Source organism: Streptomyces sp. HUAS MS02, from assembly GCF_055702265.1.
In genome coordinates, this window is the sequence record NZ_CM146747.1 from 4,977,261 (window position 1) to 4,989,793 (window position 12,533).

At 69.7% G+C, this 12,533-nt stretch carries 13 protein-coding genes; 5 read left to right on the plus strand and 8 right to left on the minus strand.

Annotated elements, in window-relative coordinates:
* Positions 1 to 70: 70 nt before the first annotated feature.
* From ACZ9QC_RS21330 to ACZ9QC_RS21350, 5 genes are all read right to left on the minus strand, one after another.
* Positions 71 to 553: an NUDIX domain-containing protein gene (locus ACZ9QC_RS21330; protein WP_033530680.1), complete on the minus strand. Its 483-nt coding sequence runs from the start codon at positions 551 to 553 to the stop codon at positions 71 to 73.
* A gap of 123 nt (positions 554 to 676) precedes the next feature.
* The gene (locus ACZ9QC_RS21335; protein ID WP_472914601.1) at positions 677 to 1,582 is read right to left on the minus strand and encodes a LysR family transcriptional regulator; all 906 of its coding nucleotides are present in this window, start codon (positions 1,580 to 1,582) and stop codon (positions 677 to 679) included.
* Positions 1,583 to 1,770: 188 nt separating this feature from the next.
* Entirely contained in the window at positions 1,771 to 2,916 is a 1,146-nt protein-coding gene (locus tag ACZ9QC_RS21340) for a cystathionine gamma-lyase (protein WP_472914602.1), read from the minus strand.
* Entirely contained in the window at positions 2,913 to 3,404 is a 492-nt protein-coding gene (locus ACZ9QC_RS21345) for a low molecular weight protein-tyrosine-phosphatase (RefSeq protein ID WP_472914603.1), read from the minus strand. Before ACZ9QC_RS21345 ends, ACZ9QC_RS21340 begins: the two co-directional genes overlap by 4 nt.
* 9 nt (positions 3,405 to 3,413) lie before the next feature.
* Positions 3,414 to 3,791 (minus strand): phage holin family protein, encoded by a 378-nt coding sequence (locus tag ACZ9QC_RS21350; protein ID WP_472914604.1) that lies wholly within the window; start codon positions 3,789 to 3,791, stop codon positions 3,414 to 3,416.
* 57 nt (positions 3,792 to 3,848) lie between these two features.
* On the opposite strand from ACZ9QC_RS21350, the gene ACZ9QC_RS21355 reads away from it, so the two are divergent.
* From ACZ9QC_RS21355 to ACZ9QC_RS21370, 4 genes are all read left to right on the plus strand, one after another.
* Positions 3,849 to 4,166: a cupin domain-containing protein gene (locus ACZ9QC_RS21355; protein ID WP_033530837.1), complete on the plus strand. Its 318-nt coding sequence runs from the start codon at positions 3,849 to 3,851 to the stop codon at positions 4,164 to 4,166.
* 163 nt (positions 4,167 to 4,329) lie between these two features.
* Positions 4,330 to 4,542 (plus strand): DUF5326 family protein, encoded by a 213-nt coding sequence (locus ACZ9QC_RS21360; RefSeq protein ID WP_215456892.1) that lies wholly within the window; start codon positions 4,330 to 4,332, stop codon positions 4,540 to 4,542.
* 756 nt (positions 4,543 to 5,298) lie between these two features.
* On the plus strand, positions 5,299 to 6,012 hold the full coding sequence (locus tag ACZ9QC_RS21365; protein WP_472921751.1) for an IclR family transcriptional regulator: 714 nt from the start codon (positions 5,299 to 5,301) through the stop codon (positions 6,010 to 6,012).
* A gap of 98 nt (positions 6,013 to 6,110) precedes the next feature.
* Positions 6,111 to 6,548 carry an SsgA family sporulation/cell division regulator gene (locus ACZ9QC_RS21370; protein WP_033530686.1) on the plus strand — a complete coding sequence of 146 codons (438 nt, stop codon included), beginning with the start codon at positions 6,111 to 6,113 and terminating at the stop codon, positions 6,546 to 6,548.
* A gap of 29 nt (positions 6,549 to 6,577) precedes the next feature.
* Here the strand turns inward: ACZ9QC_RS21370 and ACZ9QC_RS21375 are convergent, their stop codons facing one another.
* Complete coding sequence (locus tag ACZ9QC_RS21375) at positions 6,578 to 8,056, minus strand: YibE/F family protein (protein WP_472914605.1); 1,479 nt, start codon at positions 8,054 to 8,056, stop codon at positions 6,578 to 6,580.
* A 220-nt stretch (positions 8,057 to 8,276) separates the two neighbouring features.
* Between ACZ9QC_RS21375 and thiC the strand changes: the two genes are divergently transcribed.
* Positions 8,277 to 10,103, plus strand: coding sequence for a phosphomethylpyrimidine synthase ThiC (gene thiC, locus ACZ9QC_RS21380; RefSeq protein ID WP_472914606.1), 1,827 nt, complete (start codon positions 8,277 to 8,279; stop codon positions 10,101 to 10,103).
* A 202-nt stretch (positions 10,104 to 10,305) separates the two neighbouring features.
* Here thiC and ACZ9QC_RS21385 read toward each other — a convergent pair whose 3' ends face one another.
* The gene (locus ACZ9QC_RS21385) at positions 10,306 to 11,181 is read right to left on the minus strand and encodes a hypothetical protein (RefSeq protein ID WP_472914607.1); all 876 of its coding nucleotides are present in this window, start codon (positions 11,179 to 11,181) and stop codon (positions 10,306 to 10,308) included.
* 183 nt (positions 11,182 to 11,364) lie between these two features.
* The gene (locus tag ACZ9QC_RS21390; protein WP_472914608.1) at positions 11,365 to 12,444 is read right to left on the minus strand and encodes a metallophosphoesterase; all 1,080 of its coding nucleotides are present in this window, start codon (positions 12,442 to 12,444) and stop codon (positions 11,365 to 11,367) included.
* Positions 12,445 to 12,533 lie beyond the last annotated feature (89 nt).

A 12,533-nucleotide genomic window follows, 5' to 3' on the forward strand; every position in this document is an offset into this window, starting at 1 on the left:
CGGGACAAGCAGAGCGGCTGACGGCCGAGACCGAGCGGGCGGCCGGTCTCCGGCGGTCGTCCGCGGACGCTCAGCCGAGGTCGGGCGCGTGCATCGCCCGTACGCCCTCGATGTTCCCGTCCAGGTAGTGCCGCAGGGACAACGGGACGAGGTGTACGGAGGCGATGCCGACCCGGGTGAAGGGGATGCGCACGATCTCGTACTCCCCGAGTGGCTCGTCCACCTCGGGCCCATGTCGCTTGGAGGGGTCCATGGACTCCAGGCGACAGACGAAGAAGTGCTGGACCTTCACCCCGGTGGCGCCGCCGTCCTCACCGATGTGCTCGACGGTGTCCACGAAACAGGGCACCACATCGGTGATCTTGGCGCCGAGTTCCTCGTGCACTTCGCGGTGGAGCGCGTCGACGACCGTGGTGTCCTCCGGCTCGACACCGCCGCCCGGCGTGAGCCAGTAGGGATCCATGCCCGGCTTGGTCCGCTTGATCAGGATCAGGTCGTCGCCGTCGAGCAGAACGGCGCGGGCGGTGCGCTTGACCACGGGTCGTACGGTCATGGGAGAAATGTGGCCCCGCATGTTCCACGTGAAACATCACCGGCGCGAGGAAGAGGGGCACCCCGGCGCTCACGGTCGGTCCGCGATCGGCGCTCCCCTCCGCCCAGGGGTTCCCAGGCGGTCTCAGGACCAGTTCGCCGCGGTCTCCAGCAGCCACTCGTGGGCCCGCGCTATGTGCGGCATGGCCAGGGTGCCGGTACGGACCACCAGGAAATAGGTCCGCAACGGGGGCACCGCGGGTTCCAGGAGCGTGACGAGGTCACCGCGCTCCAGGGCGGAAGCGCACAGGTAGCGGGGGACCACGGCCAGTCCTGCGCCCGAGACCGCGCAGGCGATGACCGCGCGCAGGTCCGGGACGACGACGGTCCCGGAGGCGGCGGGCCGGGCGTCGAAGACCGAGGCCCAGTAGCGGGCGACGAAGGGCAGTGACTCGTGTACCTCGACGAGGGGAAGCTCCTCCAGCGCGTGCGCCCCCTTGCGCCCCAGCCGGCCCGGACCGATCACGTCCGCCCAGCTCGGGGCAGCGACCAGGATGTGCTCCTCGTCGCAGAGGGGGGCCGCGGTGAGCAGGGCACCACGCGGCTGGGCGGTCGTGATGGCCAGGTCGTGGTGTCCGGCGGCCAGACCTTCCAGCGCCTCGTCCGAGTTTCCGAAGGAGACCCTCAGCGCGAAGCCCTGGCCGTCGTCGCCCTTCAGCTCGGTGAGCGCGGGCAGCGCCCGCTCGGCGGTGAACTCCGGAGGGCCGGCGAGATGGAGGGTCCGTAAGGACGAGTCGTCGTCGAGGCCGGTCTCGGCGATCTCCACCAGCGCGTCGAGATGAGGCGCCGCCTTGTGGGCGAGCTCGTCGCCGATGGTCGTCGGTGTCACGCCCCGGGCCCTGCGCAGGAAGAGCGGGCGGCCCAACTGGCGCTCCAGCGTGCGTATCTGGGACGTGACGGCCGGCTGCGAGAGACCGAGCAGAGCGGCGGCGCGAGTGAAGGAACCGGCCCGGTGCACGGTCACGAACGTCCGCAGTAAGGCCAGATCCATGGTCGCCTCCCCACACCGGCTTCGGAGCGCCCAACTATAAATAAGTCGATAGGTTTCTGTCGCTACTGTGATTGGACACTGACACAGAGTCAACTAGCCTTGGTCGCGCGGTTCTTCGCGCGCGGAACCGGGGACGGTCCGAGCCACGAGGGGGGAGGCTCGGACCGTTCGTTGTACGTAGCGCGGTACTAGTCGGTAGCAACAGCGAGCGCTCGCAGCACGTCCGCCACGAGATCGTCCGTGTCCTCCGCGCCGGCCGAGAACCGGATGAAGCCCTCCGGAACCGCGTCACCTCCCCAACGGCCGCGTCGCTCGGCGGTGGAGCGCACCCCGCCGAAGCTCGTGGCGTCGTCCACGAGGCGCAGCGCGTCGAGGAAACGGTCGGCACGCGCGCGCGTGGGCAGCTCGAACGACACCACACACCCGTAGCGCCGCATCTGCTGCGAGGCGATCTTGTGCGAGGGGTCGTCGGGAAGCCCCGGATAGCGCACCCCGGTGACCTCGGGGCGGCCCTTGAGCGCCTCGGCCACCGCCAGGGCGTTGACGTTCTGCCGGTCGGCACGCAGCTGGAGCGTGGCGAGCGAGCGGTGCGCGAGCCAGGCCTCCATCGGCCCCGGGATCGCTCCGACGATCTTGCGCCATCGCCTCACACCGGCCATCAGCGCCGGGTCGCGTCCGGCGACGTACCCGAGCAGGACGTCCCCGTGGCCGGTCAACTGCTTCGTTCCGCTGGCCACGGCGAAGTCGGCACCCAGATCCAGCGGGCGCTGTCCGAGCGGTGTCGCCAGTGTGTTGTCGACGGCCACGAGACACCCTCGCGCTCGTGCCGCTTCGCTGAGCCGGCGCACGTCGCACACGTCCAGCCCCGGGTTCGACGGTGTCTCGATCCACAGCAGCCTGGCGCCGTCCAGGGCGTCGAGCTGTGCGTCGCCGCCCGTCGGCGCGCTGCGCACCTCCACGCCGTACGACCGCAGCTGTTCACCGGCGAGCGGCAGGACGTTGTAGCCGTCGCTCGGCAGGACGACGACGTCCCCGGAGCGGACCTGGGAGAAGAGGACGGACGAGATGGCGGCCATGCCGGAGGCGAAGGCGACCGTCTCGGCGTCGTCCTGCCCGGGGGCCTCCAGTTCGCCGATGGCGCGTTCCAGAAGCGTCCAGGTGGGGTTCTGGTCGCGTCCGTAGGCGTACGGGCCCGTGGGCTCGCCCGGCAGGTGGTAGTGGGCGGCGAAGACCGGCCCGGGGAGGGTGGGCTCGTGCTTGACGGGCTCGGGCAGGCCGGCGCGCACCGCGCGGGTGCCCTCGCCGGGGCCCGATTCGGGGTTCTCGGTGCTCATGCGGCCCCTACCTCCACTTTCTCCCGTACGGCGGCCAGCAGACCTGGGCTCGCGGCCTCCACGAGTTCCAGACACTCCTCGAATCCGTCCATGCCCCCGTAGTAGGGGTCCGGAACGTCGAGGTCGTCTCCGGCGGCGGGGTCGTAGGAGCGCAGGAGGCGGACCTTGTCCGCGTCCGCCGCCGTCGGCGCGAGGCGGCGCAGGGCCTTGAGGTGGCCTTCGTCGAGGGCAATGACGAGGTCCAGGCGGGAGAACCACGAGACCTGGAACTGCCGGGCCGTGTGGACGCCCTCATAGCCGTTCGACTCCAGGACGGAGACCGTGCGCGGGTCGGCGGCGTCGCCCTCGTGCCAGCCCCCGGTGCCCGCGCTGTCGACCACCACCAGCCCGCCGAGCCCCGCTTCTTCGACATGGGCGCGGAAGACGGACTCGGCCATCGGGGAACGGCAGATGTTGCCGGTACAGACGAAGCAGACTCGGTACGTCATGGCGGACCCTCAGTCCCCGTCGGGCAGGACGAGGGAGAGCGCCCACGAGACGATCGAGATGATCAGGCCGCCGAGCACGGCGGTCCAGAAGCCCTCCACGTGGAAGCTCAGGTCGAGGACGTCGGCCAGCCAGGAGGTGAGCAGGAGCATCAGGGCGTTCACGACCAGCGTGAACAGGCCGAGCGTGAGTATGAACAGGGGGAGGGTCAACAGGCGCACGAGCGGCTTGACCACCGCGTTCACCAGGCCGAAGACGAGGGCGACGAGCAGCAGCGTGCCGACCTCCTTGCCCGTGCTGTCCCCGGTCAGCGTGATCTTGTCGACCAGCCACACCGCGACCGCCAGGGCGCCCGCGTTGGCGATCGTCTTGACTAGGAAATTCATCATGTGTCTGATCGTGGCAGAAGCGATCGGTACGAGTACTGGGTAGGGGCGACTAAGTCGATGAAGGCATTCCGGTTGGATGAGCTGGAGGCGGAGCGCGCCGCCAACGACGGTGCCTATCTGCAGTTCCTGCGCGAGCGGAACATGTCGGTCGGTCTGTACGCGCTCGATGCCGGTGAGCTGGATCCGCAGAGGCCGCACAGTCAGGACGAGGTGTACCTCGTCGTCAGCGGCCGTGCCTCGCTCACGGTGGGGCTGGAGACGACCCAGGTGGCACGCGGCAGTGTCGTGTACGTGCCGGCCGGGGTCGCCCACAAGTTCCACCACATCACCGAGGACCTGAGGGTCGTGGTGGTGTTCTCTCCGCCGGAGGGCTGACGTCCGCTTCGGCGTTCCCTAGGGGGACGATCAGGGACGGACAAGGGCTGCGAAGCCCCCGGAACGCCCTCGCACCGCCCTAGCATCGATGACAGGACAGCAGAAGGCCCGGAATCAGTGTCCCGGTGGCGGGCGACGGGTGGAGACACAAGGAGCAAGGGCGATGAGGGAGATCTTCGCGGGGATGCCGTGGTGGGTGAAGTGGATCGCGGTGCCGGTCATCGCCCTGCTGGTGTTCGGAGGGCTGATACTCAGCGTCGTCCAGGTCGTGGTGGGCCTGCTCTTCAAGGTGCTGGTCTTCGTGGCGCTGGTCGGCGGACTGATCTACGTCGTCAGGAAGTTCACGGCGGGATCCTCCTCGCGCGGCGACTGGTGAGGCGTCAGCGCCGTGCAACGGCTGTGGCGTGAGTGGGTGAGGCCCGGTCAGGGCGCGACGGTAACAGGAACGTGAGGTTCCCTCGCCAGGGGGAAGTTTCCCGGCGGGGCCGTCTGGGGGCGGTCACGGGCGGCTAGAGTCCGGAAACTCGCCGCGGGATCGAACCCCGCGGGCGGCGCACCTCCTCCCGTGTCCCCCGCACGGGCGGCCCTCCTCGCGCTTCGGGAGCGACCCTTGGCCACGGCTGACACCGCATCAGCAGAACCGCTCTCTCCGTCCGCACGGCCACGCTCCCGGTCGCCTCAGAGCACGGTTCCTCCTACGCAGCCGGGCCCCAGATCGACGCCTGCGACGGCTGCCGATCCGTCACGTGTCCGGGCCCCGGAGACACACGGCCCACCGGCACCTCCGCGGACGACGCCCTCGACCGCCCTGGCGCCTCCTGTGCAGCCCCGTACCTCGCCGGGTGAGGAGAACGTGCGGCGGCCCGAGCCTTCCGCGCCCCGGAAACGGGCGCAGCGTCCGTCGGCCGCGGGGTCGGCCCCGGCGTCGGCGCGGGGACCGTCATCGCCGTCCAGGACCGAGGCGCAGCCGCCGGCACCACCGCTCCGGAACCAGGCGCAGACGACGGGGCTCGTCCGCTCGGCGCCGTCCCACGGGCACGCGCCGGGGAGAGGCGGCCGCATCCCCTCGCCCGCGCCGCCGACCGTGCCGGAGGCGAACTCCGGCACCCTCATCGGGTCCGTACAGAGGGCGATGCGGCTGCTGGAGGCCGTCGCAGAGCGGGAACACGGAGCACCCGCCAAACAGTTGGCACGGGACGCCGGTCTCGCGCTGCCCACGGCCTACCACTTGCTCCGCACCCTGGTGCACGAGGGCTATCTGAGCCGGGAGAAGGGCCTGTTCTTCCTCGGTGAGGCGGCTGAGCGGCTGAGCAGTAGCGGAGCGCAGCAGAAACGTCGCAGCACGGTGAGCGAGGCGCTGGCGCACTGGCGGGACACCCTGGGCGTGCCCATCTACTTCGCCATCTACCGGGACGGCGAGATCGAGGTCATGTGCGTCGCCGAGAGCCCGAGCATCCCGGCCGTCGAGGAATGGGCCGACTTCCGCGAGACGGCGCACGCCCACGCCATCGGACAGTGCCTGCTGTCCCAACTGAGCGAGGAGGCCCGCCTCGACCACCTGGACCGCCACCCGGCGCAGTCCCTCACCCCGTACACGGTTCGTGACGAGGAGACGCTGCTCCGGCGCCTCGGGCGCCTAGGGCGCATGGAGCCGGTGGTGGAGCACCAGGAGTACGCCCTCGGGACGGTCTGTGCCGCGCTTCCCCTCACCGTGGGGACGACTGCCGGGGCCCTCGCCATCTCGCTGCCCTCGCACCAGGCGGCCCGGCTGATGCCGGTGGCCCATCAGTTGCAGACGGAGATCGGGAAGCTGCTAGGGACACTCGCGATCTCTATCAGCATCTGAAAAATCACTCCTTGTGATCTCTCGTGTACTTTCAGCAAACTTCCAGGGGTGTCAGGCGGATGATTCCTGGCCAGTCGACGAACACGGCGGGGTAGGCGATGCGCGAGTCGGTACAGGCAGAGGTCATGATGAGCTTCCTCGTCTCGGAAGAACTCTCCTTCCGCATTCCGGTGGAGCTGCGTTACGAGACCTGTGATCCCTACGCCGTGCGGCTGACCTTTCACCTGCCCGGAGATGCCCCGGTGACCTGGGCGTTCGGGCGGGAGCTGCTCATCGACGGAGTCGGGCGGCCGTGCGGGGACGGGGACGTCCACATCGCGCCCGCCGATCCGGAGACGTTCGGCGAGGTCCTGATCCGCCTGCAGGTGGGGAGCGACCAGGCGATGTTCCGGGTCGGCACGGCGCCACTGGTGGCCTTCCTGGACCGCACGGACAAGCTCGTGCCGCTGGGGCAGGAGCGTTCCCTCGCCGACTTCGACGCACTGCTCGACGAGGCGCTGGACCGCATCCTGGCGGAGGAGCAGAGCGCGGGCTGAACGTTACGGCGCCAGGGTGCCGTAACGCTTCAGCGCTTGCGCCGGCGCCCCCTTCCACCACGGGCCGGCGCGGGGGCGGACGCCGCTTCCGCGCTGTTCGGTCGGTCGGCTGAGACGACCAGGGCGGCCAGCGCGGTAGTCACCGGCACCGATGCCACCAGGCCGATCGAGCCGACGAGCGTGCGCACGATCTCCTCCGCGACGAGCTCGCTGTTGGCGACCGTGCCGACACTGCTCTGCGCGATGGAGAAGAGCAGCAGGAGCGGCAGCGCGGCACCGGCATAGGCCAGAACGAGGGTGTTGACCACCGACGCGATGTGGTCGCGGCCGATCCGGATGCCCGCGCGGTACAGGTTCCGCCAGCCCATCGTCGGGTTGGCCTCGTGCAGCTCCCACACCGCCGACGTCTGGGTGACCGTCACGTCGTCGAGCACGCCGAGCGAGCCGATGATCACGCCCGCGAGCAACAGGCCGCTCATGTCGATCGTCGGGTACAGCCCATGGATCAGACCGGTGTTGTCGTCCGTGTTGCCGGTCAGGTAGGCCGAGCCGATGAAACCCGAACCCAGCAGGCCGATCAGCAGCAGCGAGATCAGGGTGCCGATCACTGCCACGGAGGTCCGGGCCGAGAGCCCGTGGCACATGTAGAGGGCGATGAGCATGATGGCGCTGGCCCCGACCACCGCCACCACCAGCGGGTTCGAGCCCTGCAGGATGGCCGGCAGGATGAAGAGGGTCAGCACCAGGAAGCTGATGGCCAGCGCCACCAGGGCCATGAGACCGCGCATCCGGCCCACGACCACCACGGCGAGTGCGAAGATCCCGGCGAGCAGCACCATCGGGAACTTCCGGTTCACATCGGTCACCGAGTACTGCAGGTCCTTGGGTGCGGCGGGTTCGTAGGCGACCACGACCTCCTGGCCCTGCTCCAACTGCCGTGACTGGTCGGGCTGGACGATCTCCGTGAAGGTACGCCCCTTGTCGTCACCGGTGTCGACCCGGACCGTGGCCTTCTTGCAGGTGCCGTTCGCCTGCTGCTGGGCCGACGAGCCCTCGGCGGTGGACGTGTCGCCGGTCGGGGTCCCGCCCGAGGCGTTCACCGACGAACAGCTGACCTCTTCGACCTTGGTGACGGTGGCCTGCTGTGTCTGTCGGTCGAAGCCCACCCCGGTGCGTTCGTGCGCGGGGGCGCCGCCGGGCCAGAGCACGACGAGACCCACGACGACCGCGGTCGCGAAGGGGATCAGCACCGCCGCGATGACCTTGCGCAGGTGCTGCGACACGGGCGCGGCAGGGCCGTGGCTATGGCTGTGCGAATGGCCGTGTCCGCCGCCGGAGGACGGGCCTTGGCCGTGTCCCCCACCGGAGCCGTGTCCCCCTCCAGAGCCATGGCCGCCTCCTGAACCGTATCCATGGCCACCGTCGGAGCCATGCCCATGGCCGTTTCCAGGGCCATGGCCGTGAGGCGGCTCGGGGGGCGGAGGCGGGGGCTGCTGCGTCGTGGTCACCGACCGATCATCGCAAGAACGAGCGATGCCCACTGTTCACCGCGCCACATCTGCCGCTAGCGTGGAGCCACCTTTGCACACGCGGGAGCTCGGAGCACCGGGCTGAGAGGGCGCTGACCTCCGCAGACGCGATGTTTCACGTGGAACATCGTCGGGCGGAAATTGCTGCGTCGACCGCTGAACCTGTTACCGGGTAATGCCGGCGTAGGGAGTAGGTCTCATGACCATCGAGGACACACGCACGCCTGCCTCCAGCCAGGCGGACGGGGCATCCGCCGCGTCCCAGGGCGAGAACAGTCAGGGTGAACAGCCTCTGGAGGCCGGGAAGTCCATCGGCTGGCACAAGGCGTACATCGAGGGCTCACGCCCCGATCTGCGCGTGCCGGTCCGCCAGGTGCATCTCACCAACGGACAGTCCGTCACCCTGTACGACACCTCCGGTCCGTACACCGATCCGGCCGCGGAGACCGACGTCAGGCGGGGGCTGCTCCCCCTGCGCGAGAACTGGATCATCGCCAGGGGAGACACAGAGGAGTACGCGGGCCGTCCCGTCCGCCCTGAGGACGACGGGATCAAGCACACCTCGCCGCGTGGCGGGCTGCGCAACCTCGACGCGGTGTTCCCGGGGCGGCCGCGCCAGCCGCGCCGGAGCCGCGACGGCCAGGCCGTGACCCAACTCGCGTACGCACGACGCGGGGAGATCACGCCTGAGATGGAGTACGTGGCCGTTCGGGAGAACGTCTCGCCCGAGGTCGTCCGCGAGGAGATCGCCGCCGGCCGGGCCGTACTGCCCGCGAACGTCAATCACCCCGAGATCGAGCCGATGATCATCGGGAAGCGGTTCCTGGTGAAGGTCAACGCCAACATCGGCAACTCCGCGGTCACCTCCTCCATCGAGGAGGAGGTCGAGAAGATGACCTGGGCGACCCGCTGGGGCGCCGACACGGTCATGGACCTGTCCACCGGCCGGAACATCCACACCACCCGCGAGTGGGTGCTGCGCAACTCCCCCGTCCCCATCGGCACGGTGCCGCTGTACCAGGCGCTGGAGAAGGTCGACGGCAAGGCCGAGGAGCTCACCTGGGAGATCTACAAGGACACCGTCATCGAGCAGGCCGAACAAGGCGTGGACTACATGACGGTCCACGCGGGTGTGCGCCTCGCGTACGTGCCGCTCACCGCGAACCGCAAGACCGGCATCGTCTCGCGCGGTGGTTCGATCATGGCTGCCTGGTGCCTCGCCCACCACAAGGAGTCGTTCCTCTACGAGAACTTCGAGGAACTGTGCGAGATCCTCGCCGCCTACGACGTCACCTACTCCCTCGGTGACGGCCTGCGGCCCGGTTCCATCGCCGACGCCAACGACGAGGCCCAGTTCGCGGAGTTGCGCACGCTCGGGGAACTCAACCGGATCGCGAAGCGATTCCACGTACAGACCATGATCGAAGGCCCGGGACATGTCCCGATGCACAAGATCAAGGAGAACATCGACCTGCAGCAGGAGATCTGCGATGAGGCTCCGTTCTATACGCTCGGCCCGCTGACGACGGACGTCGCACCGGCGTACGACCACATCACCTCGGGCATAGGTGCCGCGATGATCGCGTGGTGGGGCACGGCGATGCTCTGCTACGTCACGCCCAAGGAGCACTTGGGACTGCCCAATCGCGACGACGTGAAGACCGGCGTCATCACCTACAAGATCGCGGCCCACGCGGCGGACCTCGCCAAGGGGCACCCGGGCGCACAGGAGTGGGACGACGCGTTGTCGGACGCCCGCTTCGAGTTCCGCTGGGAGGATCAGTTCAACCTGGCCCTCGACCCCGACACGGCCCGCGAGTTCCACGACGAGACCCTCCCGGCGGAGCCGGCCAAGACGGCTCACTTCTGCTCCATGTGCGGGCCGAAGTTCTGCTCGATGAAGATCTCCCAGGACATCCGTCGTGAGCACGGTGGTTCCCGGGCCGATATCGAGGCGGGTATGGCCCAGAAGTCCAAGGAGTTCGCCGAGGCGGGGAACCGGGTCTATCTGCCGATGGCGGACTGAGGGGCGACGGGGACCGAGGCACGGTGGCGGGAGCGTTCACGTACGGCCGAGGGGCCGGGGTTCGCTCGTGGCTCCCGCTGCCTGGGCGCGGTGCCTCGTGCTTGCGCGCGGACCGCGGTCCCCGGGCGACGAGCGGTGCTCTTCCGGCCGGTTACCGGGAGAGCCCGCTGCCGCGGGGTGGACCGTGGCCTGAGGCCGGTTGTCAGTCCGGCTGGTGCTCCGGGCCGCCGAAGTCCGGGCTGGAGAAGTCCGGGCTGCTGTAGCTGGGCCGGGAGGCGGCGCCGCCGCTGTCCGGGCTGCTGCTGAAGCTCGGACGGTTGTAGCCGAGGTGCGGCATACGGCTGGGCGGGGCCGGACGGTCCGGTTCCAGCAGCGCCGGACCCGGGTTCGCGAGGGCGTCGCGGAGGAACGGCAGGATGCCGCGCTCCAGGAGGGCCTCGCGCCAGGCTTCCCTGGCCCGGGTCAGCTCCTCGTTCAGCTCGTTGCGCGCTCCGTCGTCGAGGAGCGCGGTGGCGTTGTTGCGCAGGGCGGTGAGCAGGAGGCCGACCGCGGCCACCAGGATCGCCGCCGCGGTGACCGCGCCGAAGACCCAGCCCGTGGTGAGGAGGGTCTCGGCGATCGCCCGCTCGGGGTCGAGCACCTTCATGACGTACCCCACGAGCAGGAAGAGCACCGCCGCGGTTCCGGCGAGCACCGGAGCGAGCACCGCGGCGACGGCACCGGCGCCGGCCCCCACAGCCTCCGTGACCTCGCCCACGGTTGCGGCGAGGCTCACCGTGGAGCCGTCCGGCTCGCTGGAGCCGGACGCCGTCCCCTCGGAGGCGGGCGTGGTGGCCGACGGAGGGCTGCGGAACTCGTCGCGGACCTTGACGTAGTACTGGTATTCGGTCGCCGCGGCGGCCGTGATGATCGCCGAGGCGTTGAGGGCCATCGTGCGCAGCTGTTCGGTGTTGAGCCGCTGGAGACCGGCGGCGAATTCCGGGCGGTGTGGTGCGGAGCGCAGCGCCTCGCCGAGGATCCGCTCGTACTCCTGGCGGTCCTCACTGAGCAGGTGCTGCGGAACGCTGTTCATCTGCATCCCCCGATGCTCCGTAGGGCTTGTGGCTCGGCATGCTGACGAGCCGTCGGGCAGAAACGGAGGGGAGCCTGCTACGGATAAGCCGATGGTAGAGCGGTGACGGCAGGCGGTGACAGGGGGTTTGAAGAAATTGGCCCCTGGCCAGCTAAGTCTTCCGACGGGGAACGCCTGCCCGTTGACGGCTCAGGTAGGCAGGGGAAGTTCCTGGACCAGCAGCTTTCCGGCCATGGTCACACCGCCGTCCATGGCAACGGCCAGACCGCCCGCATAGGTGTACGGTCCGTCGACCGAGGGGCCGGTGCCGTCTTCGCCGTCCTCCGAGCCGACCTCTCCCAGGAGGTAGGGAATCGGGCTGTGGCCATGGACGATGCGGGTGCCGCCGTATGTCTCGAGCAGCGAGCGCACGGCGTCGGCGCCGCCCTCGTCGCGGAAGGAGAAGCGACGGGTGAACTTGCGGAAGAGGTCCCAGACCTCGTCCGGGTCGTTGCGCGTGATCGTCTCGCGGACGGTGTCGTTGACCGCTTCGATGGAGTCGCCGTAGTCGCGGTAGGCGGTGGTGTCGGAGTGCACCAGGAGGTGGCCGTCGACCTCCTCCATGGCGTCCAGACGGGCCATCCACTGGAGGTGGTGGTCCTGGAGGCGGTCCATGTCGGTCTTCTGGCCGCCGTTGAGGAGCCAGGCGGCCTGGAAGGTGGCCGTGCCCGCCCCGGAGTTGACGGGGGTGTCGCCGAACCGCTTGGCGCCCAGCAGCAGCAGCTCGTGGTTGCCCATGAGTGCCTTGCAGTAGCCGCCGGCCGCGGCGGCCTCGGCGGACAGGCGCATCACGAGGTCGATGACGCCGATGCCGTCGGGGCCCCGGTCGGTGAAGTCGCCGAGGAACCACAGGCGGGCGGTGCCCGCCGACCAGTTGCCCGCGGCGTCGACGAGGCCCTTCTCGCGGAGTGCGGCGAGGAGTTCGTCCAGGTAGCCGTGGACGTCCCCGACGACGAAGAGCGGGCTCGGCCGGGCGGAGGACGGCTCGGCCGCCGCGGCCTCCGGGTCGATCACGACCTGGAGGGTGTCGCCCCGGTTGATCACCGGAAGGTCTCGCTGGGTCGGGGTGTATCCCTCGGGGTAGCCCTCGGGATCCTCGGCGGGCCCGGGGGCTTCGCCGGGGTCCGCGGAGTGTCCGTACGGACCGGCCTCGTGGACGTACGCGGGCACGCGGAAATCGCGCACCGTCGGCGTCCGCACCTCGGGTCCCTGACCGGCCCCCTGCGTCATCGACCCCTCCACCACCATCGCCCGCATCTGCACCGCATCGGACTGCCTGGTCGCGACGGTCCGCGGTGTGTGCGCCCATCATAGGAATG